Annotated in this window: 15 protein-coding genes; 8 read left to right on the top strand and 7 right to left on the bottom strand. The window is 53.0% G+C overall.

Annotated features, from left to right (window positions below; translation table 11 throughout):
- Positions 1–194: 194 nt before the first annotated feature.
- On the bottom strand, positions 195–1,232 hold the full coding sequence (locus tag Pla22_RS07275; RefSeq protein WP_146515291.1) for an aldose epimerase family protein: 1,038 nt from the start codon (positions 1,230–1,232) through the stop codon (positions 195–197).
- Between the two features lie 178 nt (positions 1,233–1,410).
- Between Pla22_RS07275 and Pla22_RS07270 the strand changes: the two genes are divergently transcribed.
- Positions 1,411–2,499, top strand: coding sequence for a tRNA dihydrouridine synthase (locus Pla22_RS07270; RefSeq protein ID WP_146514021.1), 1,089 nt, complete (start codon positions 1,411–1,413; stop codon positions 2,497–2,499).
- 28 nt (positions 2,500–2,527) lie between these two features.
- On the opposite strand, the gene fae is transcribed toward Pla22_RS07270, so the two are convergent.
- From fae to Pla22_RS07250, 4 genes are all read right to left on the bottom strand, one after another.
- Positions 2,528–3,076 (bottom strand): formaldehyde-activating enzyme, encoded by a 549-nt coding sequence (fae, locus tag Pla22_RS07265; RefSeq protein ID WP_146514020.1) that lies wholly within the window; start codon positions 3,074–3,076, stop codon positions 2,528–2,530.
- 102 nt (positions 3,077–3,178) lie between these two features.
- Positions 3,179–4,624, bottom strand: a complete 1,446-nt coding sequence (locus tag Pla22_RS07260) for a sigma-54-dependent transcriptional regulator (protein ID WP_146514019.1) — start codon at positions 4,622–4,624, stop codon at positions 3,179–3,181.
- Positions 4,625–4,633: 9 nt separating this feature from the next.
- The gene (gene carB, locus Pla22_RS07255; RefSeq protein ID WP_146515290.1) at positions 4,634–7,888 is read right to left on the bottom strand and encodes a carbamoyl-phosphate synthase large subunit; all 3,255 of its coding nucleotides are present in this window, start codon (positions 7,886–7,888) and stop codon (positions 4,634–4,636) included.
- Between the two features lie 168 nt (positions 7,889–8,056).
- Positions 8,057–8,725, bottom strand: coding sequence for a CPBP family intramembrane glutamic endopeptidase (locus Pla22_RS07250; protein WP_146514018.1), 669 nt, complete (start codon positions 8,723–8,725; stop codon positions 8,057–8,059).
- Between the two features lie 121 nt (positions 8,726–8,846).
- On the opposite strand from Pla22_RS07250, the gene folK reads away from it, so the two are divergent.
- The gene (folK, locus tag Pla22_RS07245; protein WP_146514017.1) at positions 8,847–9,800 is read left to right on the top strand and encodes a 2-amino-4-hydroxy-6-hydroxymethyldihydropteridine diphosphokinase; all 954 of its coding nucleotides are present in this window, start codon (positions 8,847–8,849) and stop codon (positions 9,798–9,800) included.
- Between the two features lie 163 nt (positions 9,801–9,963).
- Here the strand turns inward: folK and Pla22_RS07240 are convergent, their stop codons facing one another.
- A complete protein-coding gene (locus tag Pla22_RS07240) occupies positions 9,964–10,584 on the bottom strand; it encodes a class I SAM-dependent methyltransferase (RefSeq protein ID WP_146514016.1) in 621 nt (206 codons plus the stop codon).
- An 87-nt stretch (positions 10,585–10,671) separates the two neighbouring features.
- On the opposite strand from Pla22_RS07240, the gene Pla22_RS07235 reads away from it, so the two are divergent.
- The gene (locus tag Pla22_RS07235; RefSeq protein WP_146514015.1) at positions 10,672–10,989 is read left to right on the top strand and encodes a hypothetical protein; all 318 of its coding nucleotides are present in this window, start codon (positions 10,672–10,674) and stop codon (positions 10,987–10,989) included.
- A gap of 71 nt (positions 10,990–11,060) precedes the next feature.
- Here Pla22_RS07235 and Pla22_RS07230 read toward each other — a convergent pair whose 3' ends face one another.
- On the bottom strand, positions 11,061–16,814 hold the full coding sequence (locus tag Pla22_RS07230) for a cadherin domain-containing protein (RefSeq protein WP_165440551.1): 5,754 nt from the start codon (positions 16,812–16,814) through the stop codon (positions 11,061–11,063).
- A gap of 395 nt (positions 16,815–17,209) precedes the next feature.
- Between Pla22_RS07230 and Pla22_RS07225 the strand changes: the two genes are divergently transcribed.
- From Pla22_RS07225 to Pla22_RS07205, 5 genes are all read left to right on the top strand, one after another.
- Positions 17,210–18,196, top strand: a complete 987-nt coding sequence (locus Pla22_RS07225; protein WP_146514013.1) for an exonuclease domain-containing protein — start codon at positions 17,210–17,212, stop codon at positions 18,194–18,196.
- Between the two features lie 186 nt (positions 18,197–18,382).
- Positions 18,383–19,363: an esterase/lipase family protein gene (locus Pla22_RS07220; RefSeq protein WP_146514012.1), complete on the top strand. Its 981-nt coding sequence runs from the start codon at positions 18,383–18,385 to the stop codon at positions 19,361–19,363.
- A 304-nt stretch (positions 19,364–19,667) separates the two neighbouring features.
- On the top strand, positions 19,668–21,644 hold the full coding sequence (locus tag Pla22_RS07215) for a hypothetical protein (protein WP_146514011.1): 1,977 nt from the start codon (positions 19,668–19,670) through the stop codon (positions 21,642–21,644).
- A 5-nt stretch (positions 21,645–21,649) separates the two neighbouring features.
- Complete coding sequence (locus Pla22_RS07210) at positions 21,650–22,672, top strand: isochorismatase family protein (RefSeq protein ID WP_146514010.1); 1,023 nt, start codon at positions 21,650–21,652, stop codon at positions 22,670–22,672.
- A 5-nt stretch (positions 22,673–22,677) separates the two neighbouring features.
- On the top strand, positions 22,678–24,888 hold the full coding sequence (locus tag Pla22_RS07205) for a CRTAC1 family protein (RefSeq protein WP_146514009.1): 2,211 nt from the start codon (positions 22,678–22,680) through the stop codon (positions 24,886–24,888).
- Positions 24,889–24,897 lie beyond the last annotated feature (9 nt).

The following is a 24,897-nucleotide window of genomic DNA, read 5'->3' as shown; positions in this document are numbered from 1 at the left end:
GCCAACGCGACAAACCAACTTATGCAGCGGATACATCCTCCCTCGCAAAAAAAAACGCCTGAAACCTTAGATAGGTTTCAGACGTTTTGCGGAAGAATAACGAGTCAGGCGAGAGAAGAGGGTTGCCTTCCCTTCGCCAGCCCGATTGGTCGGCTGGTTGATTGATTGTTGGTTGATACCTAGTCAGTTGATACCTAGTCAACCAAAAAACGGTGAACGGTAACCTCTTCTAATTCTTCACCTGGCTTTAGCAACGTACTTGCAAAGGATGGTTGATTGGGAGCATCGGGGAAGTGCTGCGTTTCTAAGCAGAATGCATCGTGCGGACCAAAACCGGCCGACTTATCCCCGCCAGGCAAATTACCCGCAGCGTAAAGTTGCATGCCTGGCTGAGTGGTTTCTACCTCCATCACCCGGCCCGATTGGGGATCAACAACGCGAGCGGCCGAACGAAGATTTCCTGCTTCACCACGAACAACGAGGCAATGGTCATAGCCCTTGGTGGCTGGCAATTGGTCATTGCGTTTACCAATTGCGGTTGGCTCCCGAAAGTCGAATGGAGTTCCCTCGACATCGTTGAACTTGCCCGTTGGAATCAAATCACCATCAACGTCGAGCACTTGATCGGCTTCGATGGTTAAGAGGTGATCGAGCATCGTGCCGCTTCCCACACCGGCCAAGTTCCAATAACTATGGTTCGTAAAGTTGACGTGCGTGGGCGCATCAGTTGTGGCCGTAAACTTGATCGCAAGCTCGTTAGCGTCGTTCCAGTGATAGTCAGTTGTGACCGAAACCTCACCTGGAAACCCTTCATCGCCATCGGGACTGACCAAAGTAAACCGAACTCCGCCACCACTTTCGTCTTGGTAACTTTCACTTTCCCAATTCTTGAAGGCGAAGTTCTTGATGCCGCCGTGCAACTGGTGCTTGCCGTGGTTGACGGTCAATGAGTACTGAGTGCCGTCAATTGAAAATTGCGCGTTACCGATTCGATTGCAGAACCGTCCAACCGTACTGCCAAAGTAAGGATGCTTTGTCAGATAAGGGGCAAGCGAGTCAAAAACACAATTCACGTTTTCGAGATTACCGAGGCGATCAGGTACCCGAACTTCCAATAGTGACGCCCCCCAGGTCATCACTTGGACGCTGTTTCCAGCTGAATTGGTCAAGGTGTAGCGTGTTACGGCCTGCCCATCAGGCGTTTGACCAAAGGATTGTTTGTCTATCTTCATAGTTGTGGCTGCGTTGGCAAATGAAACAAAGGCGATCACAATGCAGGCCGCCAAGAGAGCTTTGATGTTGGACATGATGGCAATCTTGTTGGTACTCGGGTAGGGATCGAGGGTCAGAGTATTTTGCCCGCGACTACCAAGCCCCCACATAAACGCACACGCAGTATCCCTGAAATTCATGCCCACTTCCACAACCCAGACGGACAAACCACACGCGCTTTCCCCATTAACGATCGGCAACGTCGAGATCGGGTTCCCCGTGGTCCAGGCAGCGTTATCGGGATACAGCGATCTGCCGATGCGATTGATGGCTCGCCGGCTCGGGGCAAGCTACACAATTTGTGAAGTGATGCTTGACCAGTTCTTGTTATCGCTGACGAAGAAACAAAAGACTAAGCACTTTCTTGACATCCATCCGGATGAACCACCGGTGGGTGGCCAACTAATGGGAGCGGAGCCAGAGCAGTTTTCGTTGGGTGCGGCCAAACTTGTTGAGGCAGGCTTCGACATTATCGACGTCAACTTTGGTTGCCCCGTCAAGAAAGTCCTAGGTCGATGTCGTGGCGGATTTCATCTCTCACAACCCAAGGTAGCGATCGAGATCCTTCAACGGACCCGTGACATCGTTCCGGATCACATTCCCGTAACCGTCAAGATGCGACGCGGCATCGACGATTCCCAAGAATCTCGCGACCACTTCTTCGAAATTCTCGACGGCGCAATTGAAGCGGGATTAGCCGCTGCGACGGTACACGGCCGAACCGTTGTTCAGCGTTACGTTGGACCAAGCCGTTGGGAATTTCTAACTGATGTCAAAGCTCACGTGGGCGATTCGCTAAAAATCTTAGGTAGCGGAGATCTGTTTGCGGCCGCGGATGCGATTCGGATGATCGAGCAGACTGGTATCGACGGGGTCACGATTGCGCGGGGCGCAATTGGCAATCCTTGGATCTTCAACCAAGCACGTGCACTCGATGCGGGCGCCCCTTTTCCGCCTCCACCGACCTTGCATCAACAAGTGGAAGTGATGCGTCAACACTTTGACCTGTGCGAACAAACTTACTCAATCGAGCGAGCACCACTGTTGATGCGAAAGTTCTGCATCAAGTACTCCCAATCGCATCCTGATTACGAAAACGTTCGAACGTCATTCATTCGTTTGCGAACGCGTGAAGAATTCGAAGATGCGATTGCAACCCACTACCGTGATGATGGTCCGGGCCGTTACGTTCCGCGAGAGATTCACGGCAGCCAGGAAGAGTGCTGAGGTTGTCGGGAAAGCAGCAGCTTTTTCGTTAGATCTTCCCGTCGAGCCCCATCTGGTAGTACTTGTGCGTAATTTTGTCTTGGTTCTCTAGCAACCAATCAATCGACGGTTCGTTGTTCATCGCTTTATGAATGGCCTTGGCCATCGCTTCGCGGTGAATATCAAACAGTGCCTTATGGTCTAGATTGTTGTCGGTCGCGACACCTGGATTGAGCCAAACGCTACAGATAATCCCGAGCTCATTGACCCGATCCTTCGGTAGATCGCCTGCTCGAACAGCATCCAATACTCCGTTTGCGATCGCGGCTTGAACCGTACCCATCAAAATGTTTGTGTAACGGTTGTCTTTGACGGTCACCTTGCTGACGCATAATGTGACGGGGCGAACCTGGACGTCCGTGTTCAAAATCGCGAACACCTTTGAGTGCCCCTTCGTTTGGTCGCCCGTTAGTGTCGCCAACGCGATCCCCACGGGACCGTCAAGTTCGCCAATCACAACCTCAGGTTCGGCCGCCGTAAAGGGTGGTCCGCCAGCGACGAGTGCTTCGCCCGTTCGCATAATGATTCGGTCTGACATCTAGAAATCCAATTTAGAAAAACAGAGATTAGTGAACTCAAAAAGGTCATGCGAAGTGAGATCGTTCGACTCGAAATTGTCGCCAAGACTGGCGGGCGAAAATCATTCTTCGTCTTTTTTGTATTGGTCGAGACGGCGATAGAGCGTCCTCGCGCCAATCTCGAGAATCTCAGCCGCTTTCTCTCGGTTGTCGTTTGTCATCTTAAGAGTTTCTTCGATGGCCCAACGTTCGATCTCGCTGAGGGGCCGACCGATCAAAGCCGACTCTGAACCACCCCCAATTGCCGCAACCGGCATCGCATTCGAATCGTCCGTTTCAACGTGATCGTTCTGGTCGACAAGTTCAGGCGGCAGATCATCGATATCAAGCGAACCGTCCGTGTCGAGCACCACCATCGTTTCGACAAAGTTACGCAATTGACGAACGTTACCCGGCCAATCGTAAGCGAAAAAACGCTTGGTCGTTGCGGGTGTGAAATGAGCGTTCGGCTTGTCATAACGCCGCAAGAATTGTTTACGAAAGTGATCCATTAAGGGGACCACGTCTTCTCGGCGATCACGAAGTGCGGGCAATTCGATTGTGACAACTTTCAAGCGATGATAGAGGTCTCGCCGAAACGTCCCTGCGTCAATCAAATCTTCGAGTGGGCGATTGGTTGCCGAGATCATCCGCACGTTGACTTTGATTTCTTTGTTCTCGCCCACGCGAGTGATTTTGTTCTCCTCTAGCACTCGCAGCAGCTTGATTTGCGTACTCATCGGCATGTCACCGACTTCATCTAGAAACAACGTGCCGCCGTTGGCGTATTGAAACGCGCCTTCGCGATCAGACACCGCGTCGGTGAACGAACCCTTGACGTGTCCAAACAGCTCGCTTTCGACCAAATTCTCTGCGATGGCGCCGGTGTTCATCGCCACCATGCGTTTGCTGCGTCGAGGGCTGTTCTGATGAATCGCTTGGGCGATAACCTCTTTACCCGTACCATTTTCACCGGTGATCAAGACAGTCGCGTCGGTAGCCGCGATTCGGCGCACCCGATCAACCACATCCTGCATCTTCTTGCTGGTGTAGATAATCCCTTCAAAACCAAATCGCTCGTCGAGTCTTTGCAACAATTCAGTGTTGCGTTTTTTCAGTGATACAGCCTCGGCAGCCTTTTCGGCGATCGCCCGCAAGCGATTGGGCGTGATTGGCTTTTCGAGAAAGTTGAATGCACCTTTTTGCATGGCTTCCACGGCAACGGGCACCGTGGCATGGCCGGTAACCATCACGACCTCAACGCCGGGCAACTTTTCTTTGGCAAGATCCAAGATCTTCATTCCATCGACATCGTTCATCACCATGTCCGTGATGATGATGTCGTAGGTCTCACGCTGAATCATGCCCGCAGCTTCGGGACCACTCGTGGCCACTTCGCAAACGTAACCTACTTTCTCGAGCGATTCCGTCATCGCTCGCGCATGCGCCGCTTCATTGTCGACCACCAACAACTTTAAGCTGGCTGGGTCAAACGTACCTTCGTCGGGTTGATTGGATTCGGTAGCCATGAAACGGAATCAGCTTTTGACTGCGGCGTAGCGATCCTGAAGCGACACGACCTCCATAGGCGATTCACGCGTTGCGTGCATCGCTCGCACGGCAGCCTCTGCGGCCGCAATGGTTGTAATGCAGGGAACGCCCGCTTGCACTGCTGCAGCGCGGATTCGCCCTTCATCGGTTCGAGCACCCTTACCGCTCGGGGTATTGATGATCAACTGAACATCTTCGTTCTTAAGGTAATCAATCAGGTTAGGATGCCCTTCGGCAAGCTTCTTCACGCGGGTCACTTCGACACCGCCTTCGCTAAGCCGGCTGGCAGTCCCGGAAGTTGCCAAGATCTCAAACCCCATTTCCCGCAGCTCTCGACCGATCGCGATTGCAGGTTCTTTGTGTCGCGAAGACAAGCTAATGAAGATTTTTCCTTCCGTGGGAAGAACAGTCCCAGCGGCAAGCTGACTCTTGGCAAACGCGATCGCGAAACTATCACTGATGCCCATCACTTCGCCGGTGCTTCGCATTTCAGGCCCAAGCACAATGTCGACGCCGCTAAATTTGCGGAACGGGAATACGCTTTCTTTGATCGACACGTGCGATGGAATGACTTCTTTGGTCACTCCCAACTCTGCCAACGTCATTCCCGTCATTACCTTAGTAGCGATGGATGCCACCGGCACGCCTGTGGCCTTCGCGACGAACGGCGCCGTCCGTGATGCTCGCGGATTGACCTCGAGAATATAGACGGAGTGATCTTCGCCATCTTTCTTGATTGCGAACTGGATGTTCATCAAACCGATAACATTGAGGCGTTTTGCGAGCTTCTTTGTCGCCGCACGAATCTCTTCCAAAATCGGCTGAGTCAAACTGTAAGGCGGAATCGCGCAAGCCGAGTCGCCCGAGTGAACGCCAGCTTCTTCGATGTGTTCCATGATGCCCATGATCACGCAATCCGTACCATCGGAAACGGCATCAACATCGACCTCGGTGGCATCTTCCAAGAAGCGGTCAATAAGAACGGGTTGCCCATCGGCCACGACAAACGCTTCCGCGACGTAGCGTTCAAATTGCGGTTGGTCGTAACAAATCTCCATCGCTCGCCCTCCCAAAACAAAGCTGGGGCGAACCAACATTGGGAAGCCAATGACCTTACCAGCAATGCGAGCTTCGTCCATGTTTCGAGCGATGCCGCTCGGCGGCTGACTTAGACCAAGTTCGTCGATCAGCTTTTGGAACAACTCGCGATCTTCCGCAGCCTCGATTGTTTCGACGCTTGTTCCAATGATCGGCACACCAGCCTGTTGCAGTCCGCGAGCGAGATTCAGAGGAGTTTGGCCACCAAACTGCACGATCACCCCGTCGGGCTGGACCGCATCGCAGATATTCAGAACGTCCTCGATCGTTAGTGGCTCAAAGAACAAAATGTCCGAAGTGTCATAGTCCGTGCTAACCGTTTCGGGATTGCTATTAACCATGATGGACTCAATGCCGAGTTCACGCAGCGCAAAGCTGGCGTGACAACAGCAGTAGTCAAACTCGATCCCCTGACCAATCCGGTTCGGACCGCCTCCCAGAATCATGATTCGCTTTTGACCTGCCTTTGGTGGCAATTCCGTTTCTTCTTCATAGGTGCTGTAGTAGTACGGCGTATACGCTTCAAATTCCGCAGCACAAGTATCAACACTCTTGAACACCGGCTTCACACCGAGGGCGTGACGCTTGGCGCGAACCTTTGTTTCGGTGGTTCCGAAGATCGTCGCTAGTTGGCGATCGGCAAATCCATCACGCTTCACTTCTCGCATCGTTTCAGCATCGATAGCGTCCAGAGAGCCAAGTTCGATCAAGCGATTTTCTTGCTCGATCAACTGAATCAGATGGTCTAAGAACCAAACGTCGATGTTAGTGTAGGAATGGATCTCTTCGATCGACATTCCCGCTTTCATGGCGTAGCGAATGTAGAACACTCGCTCTGCGGTGGGCGTGCTGAGCTTTGCGATGATTTCGTCTTGGTCCGGCTGGTCCGGCGTGCCCCACAAGTCTCGATTGTCACTGCCAAACCCGAAAGCGCCGACTTCGAGTCCACGCATCGCTTTTTGAAACGACTCGCGAAACGAACGACCAATGGCCATCGTTTCACCAACGCTCTTCATTTGCGTGGTCAACGTTGCATCGGCTTCAGGAAACTTTTCGAAGGCAAAGCGAGGAATCTTCGTAACCACGTAGTCGATCGTTGGTTCGAAGCAGGCCTTCGTCTTTTGAGTAATATCGTTTGGCAATTCCCACAAGCGATATCCAACGGCAAGCTTGGCGGCGATCTTAGCGATCGGGAAACCCGTCGCTTTGCTGGCCAAGGCACTACTGCGACTGACTCGGGGGTTCATCTCGATCACGATCATCCGTCCCGTGTCGGGTTCGATCGCAAACTGAATATTGCTACCACCTGTCTCGACACCGATTTCTCGAATGACTGCTTGCGAGGCATCTCGCATGCGCTGGTATTCTTTGTCGGTCAGAGTTTGCGCGGGTGCCACCGTGATCGAGTCACCGGTGTGCACGCCCATTGCGTCAAAGTTTTCGATACTGCAAATGATGACGACGTTGTCATCTTTGTCTCGCATCACTTCCATCTCGTATTCTTTCCATCCAATGATGGATTCTTCGATCAAGACTTCGGTAACCGGCGATTGATCAAGCCCTTGCTGAGTCAAGGTGTCAAACTCGTCCTTGTTGTATGCGATCGCGCTACCACTGCCGCCCATCGTGAAGCTTGGACGAACAACGGCGGGAAGTCCGACTTCCTTGAGTGCTGCACGAGCTTCTTCGAGAGTGTGGACCGTGTAGCCCTTGCAGACATCGAGACCGATTTTTTCCATCGCTTCTTTGAATTGGTCGCGTTCTTCCGCTTTGGCGATCACGCGGGTGTCAGCACCAATCAATTCGACGTTGTACTTTTTCAAAATGCCATTGGCTTCCAAATCCATCGCCGCGTTGAGAGCAGTTTGCCCTCCCAGCGTAGGAAGCAATGCACATGGCTTTTCCTTAGCGATGATCTTTTCGAGCATCTGCCAATTCAACGGCTCAATGTACGTTGCATCGGCGGTTGCTGGATCGGTCATGATGGTCGCGGGATTACTGTTGACCAGCACTACTTCATAGCCTTCCTCGCGGAGTGCTTTGCAGGCCTGGGTTCCCGAGTAATCAAATTCGCAAGCTTGGCCGATCACAATCGGTCCGCTGCCAATGATCATGATTTTCTTGATGTCGTCGCGCGCGGGCACTGGCTTTCGATCCAACAATGAGTGAATGGGGGGGCACACCAGATGAAGTTTTGGCGAACCAAGGGCAAATTGCTAAGCAGAATAGCGAAAATATCTCGATCAGCGAAGGTGCCTGCAGTCATCTGGGCAACCAATTTTGACAGCGATCGAGCCAGAAACCCACGCCGGCTAGCCCGAATGAGGCTGAGCCGCTTTTCGCTTGTTTAACCACGACGTCAGTATCATCTGAACCGCATCGTAGGCCGCATGTGCAGTGATTGGCACCAATAGGCTGCCCGTCCAAATCACGAGCCCGCCGAAATACAGCCCCATGATTGCTGCCAAAACGATGTATAGCTTCGTGATGGGATGGACGAGCCCAAATGCGATCGAAGATACGATGAGGGCGGCAACCAAAGCAGCAGTGGAGCCGGCATCCACACTGAAAAGACGTCCGTAGAGGCCTTCTAGCCAGTACAAGAGCCAGCCGCGAAAAAGCAATTCTTCACCTATTCCAGCACAGAGACTGATAACCACCATTTCCGCAGGGCTCAAGCTCAAGAGCGACTTCATCATTCCATCTTCGCCCAACCGCTCGAGCTCGCGCACCGGTTCGCACGGAATCCGCCGCACTATTTCGATGAAAACTAGCAATGGCACTGTTGCCAACAGCCCCCACAATACCTGATTAACGATCGGCCAAATCTCGCTGGAGTCGACCTTGGGAATCATCGCACGAGCATCAGGGCCTAATGACCAGCCCAAAAATAGAGCCAACAGCCCCAACGCGATTTCAAATACCACCGCCGTTAAAAACAGTTCGTCCGGCGATTGCACTTCGGTTTCTGATTCTTCCATCCCCTGATCATCGTGGGGCGGCCCGGATCGGGCAAGCGGCAGGAAAATTCACACAACACCGCTAAAACTTCTTCCATGCGCCGGACTACTCCCACCAACACTCGGCAACTAAGTTAAGGCGATGGCTCAGTGTCTAATCAGTTTTGGAAGTAATCTCGGTGACCGCGACCAGCGGATCGTCGCGGCTGCACGCATGATCCAAGCGGAACCTCTTGTTCAAAACTTTGCCGCCAGTCGACTTTTTGAAACACCGCCGATCGGTGGCCCCGGTGGTCAAGAACCGTTCTTGAACGCAGTGGCTGCGTTCGACACCGAATCGTCCGCCGCGGACATTTTGAACTTGCTTCAGGAAATCGAAAATAAATTAGGGCGTTTGCGAAAAGAACGCTGGGGCGCCCGCTCGATTGACCTCGACGTTGTGCTTCACGGTGAACTGATCGGTGGCCGAACTGGACTCGTCGTCCCGCACCCTCGCTACACTGCTCGCCGCTTCGTCGTTCAGCCTGCTTGTGATGTTGCCGGCCACTATCGCGACCCGAGGTTCGGCTGGACGCTAAACCAGCTTGCCAAGCATATGGAACAAGGCGTTCCTTCCATGGCGATTGTCGGTGGTAGCGAAGCCAACCGCGGTGAACTGTGTCAGCGGCTGCGTGAGGAATATCAGCTAACGATCTTCAACGCCAAACCGATACCCGAAGCGATGCGAGTCGTAGGAAACGCGCCCGCCCCCAACCAAACCGAACTGAAGTCGCCTGCTTCCGAAAACATCATCGACGCTTCGTTAATCAAACCCAACGAACCTTGGCTGTCAGCCTTCGTGCCTAAGCTGCCGAAAATTGACAGTCATGAATCAACACTGGCGAGCACCCCGCGTTTGATTGCCAGAATTCAGAAAACGACGGCGGAAACAAGATGGCCTGCTCCCCATCAAATGTGGCCGGCGAGTTGGGATTGGCCCGAGTACCGTCTTGAGCTAGACGACCTCGATTGGGCTACCGGTGAAGTCATGTCGGCGTTCGAGTCCATGCGTTGCCCGATCCAACCCGTTACCGAAAACGGCGAGTGGTGGAATTAATCCTCCGCAATCTATGCGGAAGCAACTTCGTTCATCGGGGTGCAATTTCAGCACAGTGCAGTTTCAGCACAATGCAATTCAACTCAGCACCAATAGCACTGACAAGGTCTGGCTTAACTGGGCAAAATCAATAGACGTTCGCTTTCATTTTGTCATCCACTGCTTATCTGCTGCCCTTGCGATACAGCCGAATGTCATTGGGACCGCAGAACATAATCAGTAGCGCGCCAACGCAAGCGTATCGCTCGAAAACAGCTTCGTGAAAATCGTCTTCCCCCGGCCACGGATAGGAGTAGACGATTGCAAAGTCATCGAGGTCTAGTCCGAGCGTCTGATAGGCCGACGCAACGGCGTGGCCAAGGCTAGGCAAGTAGTCGTCATCGGCAAGCGACTCTGCACCATCGGGCAAAAAGTTGCCGTGGACAATCTCGACATCTTCATTCCAATCTCGAACTGTTGCACGTCCATGTTCGATCAACGCTGACTCCGCTTCAATGCCAACTACACTTAAGCCAAGCGTCGATGCCATCGCCGATACAACCGCGAAGCCACATCCCCATTCGATGAAACGTTTCCCGATCGTCAGTTGCGTTTGGAGTGTCCAGTCAAGCGATTGGTACATGTGAAAAAAATCAGCGGCCACAAACTGTTCAATCTGTGGTCGATCCCAACAGTCTTGGAACGCTTCGATACGTGCTAAATCGGCGCTGATGCGTGACTTCACTCGCGAAGGAATTTCGCGACCATCAACACTTGAAGGTATCTCTATTTTTAGAAGTGGCATAAAATCAACAGACAACAAAACACAGACGCAGAAAAATCGTTTACGCTTTTGACCTAACGTGTCACCACCGCGTTCTACCATGACGCCATGATTCAAACTTCCAACGCAATCGAAAAAGAAGTGTCTTCATCGACACTCGCGAAAGTGCCAGCAACTCTTGCTGATGCGTCGGTGTCGCCGAACCATCAGCCGGATTGTGAAAACGATCACTCAACTCTCTTGAATGCGGATGCGATCATGGTTTGTCTCGAGGGTCGTCGTTTTGTCGTCGTTCGCACGGATGAGCCAAGCGAGTTGCACTTCGCTGACGAGACAGAACGCGACCTGAGAGAACTTCGACGCGGAGACGCCGTCATCTATCGAGGCAAACCTACCACGGTCCGAGCCGTGGGTGTCTATTTCTAACGACTCGGATGTTCGCTCAATCCGCTAGGCCACACGCCTTATGAATTGAGCCTGCCACATAAGCCCATCGTCTAAAACAGGCTGGACTCGCTAAGGTAAGCCGCTAGTGCTTGGTCAGCAACGAGGTCCGAGTCGTCATCCCCAATTTGGCCCGGCAACCATTGCTCACCTTCACTCGATTGGGAACTCAACGCATTGATGATCAACAGAGCATCCAGTGCCGTTACCGAACCGTCGCCCGAAGTATCAACAAACCCGTTAAACGCTTGTTGAGTCGATATCGGCAAGGAACGGCCAAAGCGAGTGATGTAGTTAACGACTCGAAGTGCGTCGATAGCCGCAATGCGACCATTGGCGTCGACATCCAAAGGATCTCGCTTATTCGTCAGCGGTAGTTCGCCAGCCTCTACGTTGATTGCGAACGAATAATCCGAACGCAACGAAAGCGGTCCTTTCTCGAAAGCACGCAGTATCAATTGATAGCTGCCAACCGACTGAGGCGTCGCTAAGCCGATCAGCACACCTGTGGCTGGATCAAAGTCCAACCATTCAGGTAGTTCACCGGATTGAGCAAACACGGCGAGCTCCACACTCGATGATTCCGGATCGACGACTGCATCAGGAGGCAACGTGAATGAGAACAGTTCGCCGCTCTGCATGCTCGTTGAAGCCGGCGGCGTTTGAGTAATGACCGGTGGTTCGTTCACATCGTTGACCAGAATCTCGATCGTAGCGGTCGCGCTAAGCCCGTCTTCATCGGTAACGGTGACTTCAACTAAAAGTGGACCTGACGAAGACTCTGCATCAAACGAAGCCCCAGCAGCGACGGCGAGCATCTGAGTATCCGAATCGAGAACGAACAAATCGGCATCACGCCCACCTGAAATCTCAACGCTTAAAACGTCGCCTGAATCTGGGTCAGAAACAGAAACCCGACCTACCGGTGTGCCAGCGACCGCCAACTCGGAAACAACCAACCGATTCGCACGTATCGTTGGAGCATCATTCGCGTCACGAATTGCAATGGTTAAGACAACCTCATTGCTTGGCTCAATTCCCTCAGAATCACTGATTCGGAATCGCAGCGACTTCGAAGCATCGGTTTCGTAATCCAAGTTGGCCCCCGCAGCCACCGTGACCTCGTTGGTGTCCGAATTGAAGTCGAACTCAGCGCTGTCGTCGGATTCAAGCAGCGTAATGACATAGTTGGCCTGCCCACCTTCCGGATCCTGTGTCGCAAGCACCGTTACGACGCTACCAACGGCAGCATCTTCGGCGATCTCTACGCTCTCTTGCTCTAGCGCAGGAGGCTCGTTCACGTCCGTAACATTGACGGTAATGGTCGCGTTCTCGGCAATCGCTGGCGTACCGTTGTCGAGGACGACGACACTCAACGCATAGGTCGATTGAGTTTCAAAGTCGAGAGTGAAGCCGCTTCGAATCGACACCACACCAGAACTTGAAATCGAAAACGGAGAGCTGCCCGCATTGGTCAATTGATACGTCAACGTCTGCCCTGCATCAGCATCCGTGGCAACAACCGTTCCGATCACGCCTTGCGAATTTTCTGCCACATCGATCTGAGTGGTCACGAACTGCGGAGGGTCATTTTGGTCAATCACCGTAACAATCTGCTCCACATCTGTGGAAAGTGACGGTGACGCGTTATCGCTTACTCGCACGATGAAACGAAGTTCTCGACGCGTTTCGAAATCGGCGGTGATCGAATCCGAAAGGCTTACCAAACCGGACGTTGGATCGATCACAAAGTCGCCCGCATCACGACCTCCGATGATGGAATAGGTAAGGGTTTGCCCCAAACTAAAGTCGGGATCGATTGCGTCAACTTCACCAATCACCGTTCCGCCAGCAGTTCCCTCGGCGATCCTAAAGTCAGACGAAGAAACAATGGGTGCTTCGTTGCGGTCTAAGACATCGACCGTCACGACTGCGGTCCTAGCGGCAAAGCCATCCGTCGCGGCGACATTGAGCGTGAATGCATTGACGGCTTCGAAATTTAGCGACGAGCTTGGCCCCACAGACAACTCACCAGTTTGCGAGTCGATCACCAGTCCAAACTCGTTTTCCCCTTCGATGCTAAAAACCAAATTTTGGCTATCCGGATCCGATGCCACAATCATTCCGATCGCCGTTCCCACAACAGCGTTTTCATTCACCGAGAATGCAAACTCGGCATCCATCACGGGTGCCGTATTGGGACGAAGTGACGAACCGATCACAAAGTGTTCGTACTTATCAATCTGGACTGGCTGCGATTGAATTCCCAACAGCGATAGATCGGTGACGCCATTGACAACGATCTCGTATTGCCCCGGTGATAGGTTCGCGATTTCGTAGCGTCCCGTTTCATCGGTAAACGCCACAACTTCCGATTGTCGGTATGTCAGCGAGTCGAACTTGCCGAATGGACTACTAGGATTGAGCGACTCATCAGAGTAGGCGACCGCATAAGCAATGTCGTCCTGAGTCGAGGCCAAAGAAAGCGTGGTGCGGGTGGTCCGCAGCAACGGAGGGCTGATCGTCACTCCTAACAAGTTGTCGTTCTTATCATAAATTTCCAAACGCCCATACGCAGGTGTCGTTCCGGATCCAGATCCAATGACGTCGATTGAAACTTCGCTGACCGGATGATCGAAATCGGCTCGTAGTTTTCGGCTCTCATTGAAGAAGTTCACGCCCGCGTGTGAATAGATGAAGTTCTGTTGCTGGAATACGTTTTGCCCTTCTCGAACACCACGAACTTCAAAGTCATACGGTTTGTTTAGATCGTCGGCAGTCGAAAGCGTTAAACCGGGGAACGCGTGCGTCAAAGGAATGTCAGGAAATGTTGGCAACGTGGCTGCGATGGGATCCGTGATCACGTTGGGATCGGCGTTGCGCACGAAGACATCACGAACACCATTGCCGTTCTCATCGGCCAAGACCTGAACACCGACGAGCGGCACCGGATCAGGCGTTGGTTGATTAGGATCGATGTCCCCCAAAGCCGGAAGCAATTGCATCGTTCCTCGAACACCACCAAAGAAGTTGGCTTCCCCGAAGTTGTCGAGCGGACGCTCAAGCAAACGGTAGGGAAGGGGAAGTTCGGGCCCGAAACCGTAAAGCTCAAGCAACGGTCCACTACGATCGGTATCTATATTAACTGCAGTACCCGAGATCCAAGCTTCCGGTTCACTCCCAACTGACTCGCCCAACCTTGCGACGTATCCGCCGCCATCAACCGTGACGATGGAAACCCCCGGCTCTACCGTTCTTAAGTTCGGGTCGTTACCAGTGGATGGTTCCGAGATTAAAATCTGACCGTAGCCTTGGTCTCCTGCGGCGACAAACGGGTGAAGTGACACCGAATCAAGAATGCGCCAATCGGCTCGGACTCCCCCAATTTCCGCTAGTCCATCATCGTCGGTATCGATATCAGCCCCGACGGTCGGCGGGACGTCGGATTCAATCAGAAAGTAACCATTGGCACCCACAAGCACATCGCCGATATGACCGTCGGTATCAAGCGACGAATAGCGGCTATCAGGCAGACCGGTAAAACCAACAGCAGTGCTTTGGATGTGATTGGCTTCTGCAGCGACGACGTGAGTCGAACCTTCCTGAGTCAATACTAAATAGCCATTGGAACCAAACGAAAGCCCGCTTAGATCGAACACTTCACGGATCTCGCCTCGCGAAAAGTTCTGTTCATCGACAACGACGAAGTAAGTATTGTCACTGAGCTGAGTGTCCGGAGCTCCGCGAAACTCAAGTAACTGATGCGTATCTAAAACGTTGGCCCCAAAAAGTGGATCGACTAGCAATTCGCTGATCACCGTCGGATAGTCGCCGGTCTGAGACAGGTTTGGACCGAACGATGAAACAGTCACATTGAATGACTCGGTTCGAATCCCATTGTCCGAGATCGTCGCGAAATCACCGTCGAAACCAGGATCTTCTAAGGTCACCGTGATCGTCGCGATTCCACGTTGACCAGCCTGAGGCGTCAGCGATAGCTGCGCGACGGAGTCTCCGTCGCTATACACGACAACAGGGTCAGCAATGACCGCGGGGTCACTCGACGCGGCGGAGACTCGCAAAGCTTGAGTCTCGTTAATCCCCGGCGAAATGCCCACGAGCTCGATCGTTTCCTCGGCAGAGTTGAACACAAGATTTACATCTTCAATCGGTGCAATCGTCGGCAAGACGTTTACGGTCACGTTCTCTTGCCAAACCAACATGCCGTTAGGATCAGCACCGAACAAATCTAAGTCGCCATCGCCATCGATATCGGCCGCAGTTGCGACGAATCCAATGCCGTTGATCTGCGACGACTCGGCAAGACCGTTCGTCGTGCGTTCGTAAATCGTGAAGCGGGTATCAACCAGCGGATGTCCCGGTGTCGTCGAAACCGGGGTCAAAATTTCCGGAACATTGTCACCGTCAATGTCCACCGCAAGCACTTCGGTCGCCCAACCGTAAAGTGAGAACCCAATGTCGTTTAGTGTGTTGGTGTAGGTGCCATTACCCTGGTTGATAATCTCACCGATGATGCTTCTTGTCCGCGTCACGATGTCGATGTCGCCGTCCGCATCAAGGTCACGCACCGCTCCCGCCATTTCGCCCTCTTCAAAAATCTGCGTTGCGAACTGGCCTTGACCAAAATTCTGATGAATGGTGGTTCGACGCGGATTTTGCTCGAAGGTGATGATGTCCAAATCACCATCTCGATCCATGTCAGCGACTTCCACGTGCCGGGCTAAAGTTAACGGGGTACTGATGATGGACGTGTTGAACTGTCCGTTTCCAGTGTTCTCGTGGATTCGCAAATTGCCGCTGTAATGATTGACCGAGAATAGATCCACGTCACCGTCGTTGTCGATATCGCCAGCCGCCACGCCGATCGGCGCACTAATCCCAGCAGCAACCGTTTGACGAGTAAATCCACCGGTCCCGTCGTTTTCGTACCACGCAACTTCATCGTCACCTTCGATAGCCGCCACCAAGTCCAAGTCTCCGTCGCTATCGACATCAACCGCGATGACCTCTTGCAGCAGTGGCAAGTTCGCGTCGATGTCGCGTTGAACGAAGGATTCGCCCCCGTTCTGGTTCTCGAACCACGCCAGATTCACATCTTGGGCGCTGCCATTGTCGAGTGAGACAACAACGTCCACGTCTCCATCGTTATCAAAGTCTCCACTGGTGATTGCACCAAAGTAGTACTGACCTCCGCCGACTGTTACGGCGCTAATCGAGTGGTCAATAAAACCAGCGTTCGTCGCCGTGGGAGGCAATACGCTAACCACGTAGTCTTCCACTTCACCATCTATAGCGGTACTCGTCGTGGAATGGTTGCCAACCGTGCTTAGACGCACGCGGGCAAACGTGTCGCCCGAATTGGCGTCCGCTGGCACATCGATCAGAAGTTGGTTGGCACCGTCAACAACAGCCACGTTCTTCAAGACGTGCTCGTTATGTCCCGCCCAAGTTCCATCACCATTGAAGTCGATCCACGCATCCACAAACGCTCCCGCAGGAGCGTCTTGAACATCAACGACGATCATCGCGTCTTGCTGACCAACACGCAGTTCGTTGAACTGCACACCATCATCACCGTCATCGCCATTCGCTGTGAGCAAGGTTGTGCCATCTGCTTCCATCGTGCGCGTAGCACCGAGCATCGGACCGACCGCTTGATGCTGGGGACCGCCATCGGCAAGCGTCACCGGATAGGGTAACGGAGCGTCACCAAAATCAGCCGCCAACATTTGACGCGATTCTAAATTCTCGACGCCCATCCATCGCAACATCTTCCGACGACGCATTGAGCGTTGATCGTTCGACTTGCGGCGTCTCTTTGACAATTCAATCGTCGATGATGTTACCGAAGCAAAAACCGCAGGACGAATCGAAGTAAGTAGTGACGTTGATCGTTGCGAATGTGACAGAAGCGAGCGTGGCATAGGTACAACAATGAATGCGGATGAATGACGAAAGATCGTCGCAGGAAAAGCAAAGAGCACGCACAAGAATTAAAACCGCCTGCGTGCCACATGCCTGACTTCAGGGGTTACCGAAGTAGACGTTCCCGAAGTAGACAACGGGCAAATTGCCCAATCAAATGAATCGCCCTAGAATAAGCACCGGCCAGACCCGGGACAACAAGAAAGCGAGGCTGGCGCTGCTCTTGCCCTTATGCCCCCCTTCTGAAGCTTAAGACATGGCTTTTTCCGCCGATTTCACCGCGATTGACTTCGAAACGGCCAATCGGCGACCTGACAGCGCGTGCCAGCTTGCGGCAGTCATCGTTCGAGGAGGGCAGATCGTCGATCAAGCGATGTGGATGATCCGTCCTCGCCCGCTTTCGTTCAGTCCATCGAATATCCGCATCCACGGAATATCGCCAGCACAAGTCCGCGATGAAAGTGAGTTCGGCGATCTATGGGACGACATTGCTGCGAAGATCGGCGACGACTGCATCGTGGCTCACAATGCGAGCTTTGACATTGGGGTTTTGAAAGCATGCTTGCAAACTCACCATAAATCCATTCCCGAATTTCAGTTCACATGCACGCGGGCAATCGCTCGACGAACGTGGCCTCACCGAAAGCAGTTCGGCCTCAAGCCGCTTTCGGATTGGTTGGGGGTTCGGTTTCGGCACCACGATGCGTTGGAAGATTCGATCGCTTGCGCCAAGATTCTTTTGGCAGCGGGAATCGACCAAGAGGCAACATCGCTCGAGGACCTGGAATCGCGATTGAAGTTAACGCGAGGCAGCGCGGGTGACTGGGGCTATCGCGGTCCTACGAGTCGTCGTTCAAGACGCCGCGCGACCCCATCGCCACCCGATGTGACGGCGCAACCTTCTAAGTCGATTCCAATATTCGACCTGCAACGTTTGATGATCCGAGCCGAATTCATCCGCCCCCTTCATGGCAAGCGGATTGTATTCACGGGAAAGCTGAAACACTTCGACCGACAACAGGCCGAGGAACTCGCCGCTCGGCTTGGCGGAACATGCCATTCCGAAGTGGGCGATCAGATCGACTACTTGATCGTGGGCCGATCCGCTTCCATGCCGTCCGGAAACAAAAACAGCATCAGCTTGAAGGAGGAAACAGCTCGCTACCTTCAGCAATCTGGTAAAGCGATCGAGATCGTGGGCGAGGATGAATTTTTGAATCTAATCGTCGCTCCCCATGACTAAGGAAAACGAGACTAAGGAAAACGAGACTCACGAAAACGAGACGAGCGGAAACAATTCGCAAAAATCTTCACTCGCGGCGCGCACCGGCGCGGAAACGACGGGCCCTAGTTCCGTTAGGGCAGGGAAAATTTCCACCTATCCTCAACGCCCCCGCTAATACTCCTTCAGCCAATCGCGTGTTTCTTGATGTCAAACCGTTTCTACGTTCTGCTAGTGGCCCTCGCCCTTTTCTTGCCGACCGACGTGGCTCCGAAGGCTCTCGCCACCGATGAATCAGCCGAACTCATGAATTCACGCTTCAACATTCCCATCAAAACGACAGGCGGAACTCAGCTTTGGACCGACCATTGCGATCGGGATGGCTATCGGATTCAGCAGCACGCATTCACAGGACATTGGCGTTTGCTTGACGCGGACAACGTGCGGCAAGCTTGGGGTGATCGTGAAGCATGCCAACGCAAATTAGACGAAATTCGACCCAAACTTGTTGGCTCTAGCACTCACGCTTCCTCGCATGCGATCGTGATGCTGCATGGTTTGATGCGAACTCGCAATTGCATGAAGTCGCTGGAAAACGAAATTTTGGCGGGCGACGACCATCCTGACGTCCGCACGATTCGGTTTTCGTATGCGAGCACACGCTGTTCGATTGGCGAGCATGCCGCAGCACTTCGCGAGGTTCTCGAGGAACAAGACGCGACCACTCAATTCAGTTTCGTCGGCCATAGCATGGGTAACATAGTGGTTCGACATTTGTTGGGCGATCTAGAGCGTGATGGTGATTCCACCGGTATCTTGCCCCGTTGTCGTAGCATGGTGATGCTCGGCCCGCCTAACCAAGGTGCCGCCATTGCACGCCGACTCGCTCCCACCAAGCTTTATGGATGGATCACAGGTACCGGCGGCTTAGAACTGGGACCGGACTGGGAAGACTTTTCAGCCAAGCTCGCGACGCCCCCGTTTCCGTTTCTGATTATCGCTGGCGATGTCTCGGATAGCAAAATTAAGAATCCACTGGTCGATGGGTCGGGCGACTTTGTGGTCAGCTTGGATGAAGCCCAACTTGACGGGGCTGAGGGTATCGAGACGTTCCCTGTTCTCCACAGCTTTCTAATGAGCGATACCGCCGTTATCGAACGCACCCTAGCGTTCCTCGCATCGCACTAGTCACTGCCTTTTCTAGAAGTCGACTCGCTTAAACCCGCCAAAGCCTGGGCGACGTTGAACGTTCTTGGGAAATACAAAACGCCGGCCTCAATTGAGGTCGGCGTTTAGCGTAGAATAAGTTTTTTGGCGGCGAATCAAGTCGCTGCAATGAACAGAGATGAGTATCGGTAATCGGCCGTTCGGCTGCCAAGCGACAACCGAGGAAGTCAAAAATGTAGTTGGTGACGACCACGACAATGAGAATCACGACTCCGATGGACAACGAATATAGAAATGCTTGGCCTCTTAGAAAAGAGCGATCTCCATGACTTTTGAAAAAACGTCGCCAGTACCCGAATTGCTAAGAATCGGTGACTCGATCGCAATCTTGCCGGTGATTCATGGCAGCGGGCAGTTCGCGTTGACCACGCGCCGCTGGCTGCTCGAGGAAGAGTACGACTGCGTGGCGATTCCCTTGCCAGACTCGTTCCGTATTCCTGTCGAAGAAGCGGTCCTGCAACTACCATCCCCCTCCATCGTGGTTCAAAGCCCGAGTGCAAAATTCGAATCGGCTGGCCAATGGAGCCCTACGTCCTGGGATCCTGACGCTGATGATGGTGAAGAAGATGATGAACTGGACGTCGTCAGCTATGTTCCGGTTGACCCTTGCCAAAGCGTGATCATGGCGATCCGCGCGGCGATGGGCGAACATATCCACCGTGAATATATCGATTTAGAAACGGATCAATTCAAACCCTATGCGACCGTGATGCCGGACCCGTTTGCGGTTCGTCGCGTTGCCCCCGAAAAATTTGCTGCTGCGGTGCTTCCCCACATCACGCGCCCTCATGATCCCCAAACCCGGGATCGCATGATTCACATGGCATGGCGTCTTCGCGAGTTGGAACAAAAACACAAACGGATTCTGCTGGTCACTAGCGTGCTGCATTGGCCGTGGATTCGCGAAGCGTACACCCAGATCAGGGCATTGGAAGCAACCAAGCAACACTCTGATGCTGCCGCTATCGTCGAACGTCCTGAACATGACCTTGTGGAAGAACCACAACGCTACGGTGTCGATCCGCGAACGCTGCTGTTTCTGTTTGGCGAGCTTCCTTTCATCACTGGCCTCTACGAACGTGCTCGCGCGGAACTGGAAGAAGACGATGACTTGCAAATCGACGGAGTCAAAGAACTGCTGATCGCCGCTCGCACATCCTACCAGGCCGAACTCGGCAATCGCGCTCGACGAATCACTCCTCTTTTGTTGTCCAAGTGCTTGCAATACATCCGCAACCTATCGTTGATTCATCGCCGGATGACACCGGACTTGATCACGATTGTCACCGCGGCCAAACAAATCTTTGGCGATCAGTTTGCTCTGCATGTGGCCGAGCGTGCGAACGAGTACGCCTATGGTCAGGTCGCTACGGCCGATCTTAATTTACCCAAGGCCACGCTGGGAATTGACCAAGCCCGATTACCCGATGGGGAAACCGTATCCTTAGTAAGTCGCTTACCAGGTCCGCCGATTTCGTGGTGCACATTAGAACTGCAACGCCGCCCCAACGAAGTTGAAAAGGATGCCTGGAAACACCGATGGAATCCTTACAGCCAATGCAGCTATCCCCCCGAAGACGATCGCATTGAAGACTTTCGTACGCGAGTTTTTGATCGGGCCAAAGCTGTCATGGGCAATGACTTGGCGCAAACCGAGAAGTTCACCACGAGCGTGAAAGACGGGATCGATATTCGCGACACGCTCAGGCATTGGCATGAGAAGCAAATTTACGTCAAGGTGATTCCGCCAAGTCGCGGCACGCTCGATGCTTGCGTTATGCTTTTCGACAGCCCTGCTGACCCGCGTGACTATCCGTGGCGTACGACTTGGTTTGCTGAACACAAAAGCGAATCCACGTTGGCATTCTTTGCGACGAATTTTCAGGAACAAATGGTCGGCCCGGGAATCGGCATGAGCGTCTACGGAGGCGCGATGTTCTTGTTTCCGCCGGTGGCGATTCGTGACATCTGGTCCGATTCTCGACTCGACTATACCGAAACTCTCGAAGAGCGATTGATCGCTGCAGCATGCCTGCACAGCAAAAGTCGCCAAATCGCCATCCTATCATCGCTTCCGCCGGGCAACGGATTTCGCAAACTGGCGCGACGGCACAAGAAGCATCTGATTCATGTTCCGTTGAGTTCGTTCAGCGACGAACAAGTTCAACAACTCCGACTAGTCCACGTCCTCAATGGAAGCGAAGTCCGCAGTTACGCGGCCGACTTCATCCGAAAGGCATAGTAGTGATGATCCCAATCCAATTTAAATCGCAGATATCGTTCATCTTGACCATGGCTTGGTTGTTCTGCGCCACATCTGTAAACGCAAGTGGTGAAGCGCCAAGTTCCAAGATCGAAGTGATTGAACGATCGCGATCCGTTTCGACCGATGACACCGAGTCTCAAGTTCTGGAAACTCCCGAAACATGGGACGCCAGACACACCGCCGTGATCGTGTGCGACATGTGGGATCTGCATCATTGCTATCGAGCCGTTCAGAGAGTCGAACAGATGCTTCCTCGAATGGAATCGTTGCTGACGAATCTTCGAGACCGAGGTGCGACGATCATTCACGCTCCCAGTGATTGTGTTGGGTATTACACCGATCATCCGGCGTTCCTTCGCACATCCAACATTCCTACGGTTGATTCGCCTGCTGACATCCAATCGTGGTGCTATAAGATTGATTCCGAATCGAAAGTAAAGTATCCCGTCGACCAAACCGACGGTGGCGAAGACGACACTGTTGAAGAGCACGAAGCGTGGGCTCAAAAACTAAAGTCCAAAGGCCTGGATCCTAAAAAGCCTTGGACCAAGCAACACGATGGCCTCAGCATTGATGCCGATCGGGACTACATTTCCGACAAAGGCGACGTCGTCTGGGCTATCCTAAAAAAACACGAAATCGACCATGTAATCTTGGTGGGCGTGCACACCAATATGTGTGTGCTGGGACGACCGTTTGGCCTCCGGCAATTGAAAAAGAATGGCGTTGACGTGGTCCTGATGCGCGACCTGACCGATGCGATGTACAATCCGAGATCATGGCCGTTCGTTTCCCACGCCGAAGGAACACGTCGCGTGATCGAATATATCGAACAGACTGTTTGCCCAACGATTTCGAGCGAGCAGATCTTGGGCGGAGCACCGTTTGCATTTTCGCCTGAATCTCATCCCAGCGATCTATCTCATCCCAGCGATCTATCTCGTTCCAACGATCCATCTCATTCCAGCGATGCGGGAATTACCGCTGGTTCCAATTCTCCCTAAGAGTAATGATGTCGACTACGAAGACACTGGTAGCTGCGCTTTCGCTCTTCGCGATCTTTGCATCGGTCCATGCGGATGAACCGCTATCAAGTCACGATCGCATGCGGGAGCGATTGCAAGAGATCGATCGAGAGCACCAGAACGTGCCTCTCTATGGACCCGCGTCTCTTAAGTTGGCGAGACAAGAATTCGACCAAGCCAGGGCAAAGAAAGACATCATCGCAATGCTGCACGCGATCCACCGCGTGGGACGCGAATTGACGCTGATCGGCAGACCTGACAAAGCTTTAGAAACGCTAGCGGTCGCGGACCCTATTTTCGCTTCGCTTCGAGGCAAGGTCCACCCGGCCAAACTGGCCGAGTTCGAAGCCAAGTACTTCCTTGCCAAAGGGGTCGCCGCATTGCGAAAAGCAGAAAACGAAAATTGCGTTCATTGCCAGGAAGGCGAAGGTTGCCTGTTTCCGATCTCGGGCAAAGGGATTCACATTCGTAAAGAGGGTTCGACATTAGCCGCCGAGTACCTGAAGCAAACGCTCAGCTTCGAACCTGACAACTTGACGGCAATTTGGCTACTCAATATCGCTCACATGACCCTGGGAACTTTTCCTGATGGCGTTCCCGAACTCTATCGCATCCCCAAAGAGCGTCTAACCGCGTCAATTGACTTCCCTCGCTTTCGCAACATTGCCCTGCCTATGGGACTCGACACGCTCTCGTTGTCGGGCGGTGTAATTGCCGAGGATTTTGATGGCGATCACGACACTGACATTATGGTTTCCGAGTGGAGTACCAAGGGACAAATTCGATTCTTCCGCAATATGGGTGATGGTACGTTCGAGGATCAAACCGAAGCATCGAATTTAAACGGAATCTTCGGTGGACTTAACTTGGTGCAAGCTGACTACGACAACGACGGTGATGAAGATGTCTTGGTGCTTCGGGGCGCATGGCTTCGTCAATACGGATTCCATCCCAACTCGTTGTTGGAAAACGATGGGAATGGGGTATTCACGGACGTGACTTTCGACGTGGGGCTGGCGGGCGAGGATTCAGATGGCAACTCACTAGACTTTCCGACGCAAACCGGTGCCTGGGCTGACTATGACAACGATGGTGACTTGGACCTTCTCGTTGGCAACGAAGCTCACCCCAACCAACTCTTTGAAAACGACGGCGCGGGCTCGTTTCGCGATGTCGCTGCGGTTAAGGGCCTATCGGGCAAAGCATTCACCAAAGCGGTGGCGTGGGCTGATATTGATGGCGACGGATTTCCAGAATGGTACGAAAGCAACTACATGGCCCCCAACCGCCTGTTCAAGAACGAAGGTGGGAATTCTTTTAGCGAAATCACTCAACAAGCTGGCGTAGCTGACCCCAAGGCTTCCTTCGCGGTTTGGTTTTGGGATTACAACAACGATGGACAGCTAGATCTGTATTGCCCGGGCTACCTAGAAGGCATCGAGAATGTAACGGCCGACTATTTTGTTCCCGATGCCGAAGGAACTTACGATGCGTTGTACGAAGGCAAGGGCGATGGAACTTTCCAAAGCGTGGGGCTTCAACGAGGCTTCGTTAACGCGACTCAAACCATGGGGTGTAACTTTGGCGATCTGAACAACGACGGATTCTTGGACATCTACCTTGGTACGGGATATCCTGCCGTTGAAGGCCTGATGCCCAACGTGATGTACCTTAACCAAGCCGGAAAGAACTTTGCCGACGTATCGATCCCTGGTGGGTTCTCGCATTTGCAAAAAGGTCATGCGATCGCGTTTGCTGATTTCGATAACGACGGCGATCAAGATGTCTTTGCCGAACTGGGCGGGGCCTATGCGGGTGATGGTTTCCAAAATGCGTTGTTTGAAAATCCCGGCTTTGGAAACCATTCGATTAAGCTTCGGTTGATCGGTGAGAAGTCCAACCGCAACGCAATCGGTGCCCGGGTTCGCTTGACGTTCCGAGATGGTGAGCCAGCCAAAACCCGGTCAGTGTACCGCTGGATTAGCAGTGGCAGCAGCTTCGGCAGTCATTCGTTCCGCCAAGAGATCGGGGTTGGATCCGCCATCAAGGTTGACGAAATCGAAGTCTATTGGCCTACCTCCAAACACACCCAGGTTTTTCGCGACGTAGATGTGGATCAGTACTATGTTGTCGATGAGTTCGCCGAAGCCCTGAAACCCATTTCGATCAAAGCCACTACGTTCGATTCGGAATGAAAACGCGGA

It is taken from the genome of Rubripirellula amarantea (assembly GCF_007859865.1).
Classification (GTDB): domain Bacteria; phylum Planctomycetota; class Planctomycetia; order Pirellulales; family Pirellulaceae; genus Rubripirellula; species Rubripirellula amarantea.
Note: the sequence above shows the minus strand (reverse complement) of the source record. Positions and strands in the feature narration are given on the sequence as shown.

Coding starts and splice junctions, on each gene's coding strand:
- Pla22_RS07275 (WP_146515291.1), bottom strand. CDS start 1,232: ATGAAGATAGACAAACAATCCTTTGGTCAAACGCCTGATGGGCAGGCC.
- Pla22_RS07270 (WP_146514021.1), top strand. CDS start 1,411: ATGCCCACTTCCACAACCCAGACGGACAAACCACACGCGCTTTCCCCA.
- fae (WP_146514020.1), bottom strand. CDS start 3,076: ATGTCAGACCGAATCATTATGCGAACGGGCGAAGCACTCGTCGCTGGC.
- Pla22_RS07260 (WP_146514019.1), bottom strand. CDS start 4,624: ATGGCTACCGAATCCAATCAACCCGACGAAGGTACGTTTGACCCAGCC.
- Pla22_RS07250 (WP_146514018.1), bottom strand. CDS start 8,725: ATGGAAGAATCAGAAACCGAAGTGCAATCGCCGGACGAACTGTTTTTA.
- folK (WP_146514017.1), top strand. CDS start 8,847: ATGGCTCAGTGTCTAATCAGTTTTGGAAGTAATCTCGGTGACCGCGAC.
- Pla22_RS07240 (WP_146514016.1), bottom strand. CDS start 10,584: ATGCCACTTCTAAAAATAGAGATACCTTCAAGTGTTGATGGTCGCGAA.
- Pla22_RS07235 (WP_146514015.1), top strand. CDS start 10,672: ATGATTCAAACTTCCAACGCAATCGAAAAAGAAGTGTCTTCATCGACA.
- Pla22_RS07230 (WP_165440551.1), bottom strand. CDS start 16,814: ATGCGTCGTCGGAAGATGTTGCGATGGATGGGCGTCGAGAATTTAGAA.
- Pla22_RS07225 (WP_146514013.1), top strand. CDS start 17,210: ATGGCTTTTTCCGCCGATTTCACCGCGATTGACTTCGAAACGGCCAAT.
- Pla22_RS07220 (WP_146514012.1), top strand. CDS start 18,383: ATGTCAAACCGTTTCTACGTTCTGCTAGTGGCCCTCGCCCTTTTCTTG.
- Pla22_RS07215 (WP_146514011.1), top strand. CDS start 19,668: ATGACTTTTGAAAAAACGTCGCCAGTACCCGAATTGCTAAGAATCGGT.
- Pla22_RS07210 (WP_146514010.1), top strand. CDS start 21,650: ATGATCCCAATCCAATTTAAATCGCAGATATCGTTCATCTTGACCATG.
- Pla22_RS07205 (WP_146514009.1), top strand. CDS start 22,678: ATGATGTCGACTACGAAGACACTGGTAGCTGCGCTTTCGCTCTTCGCG.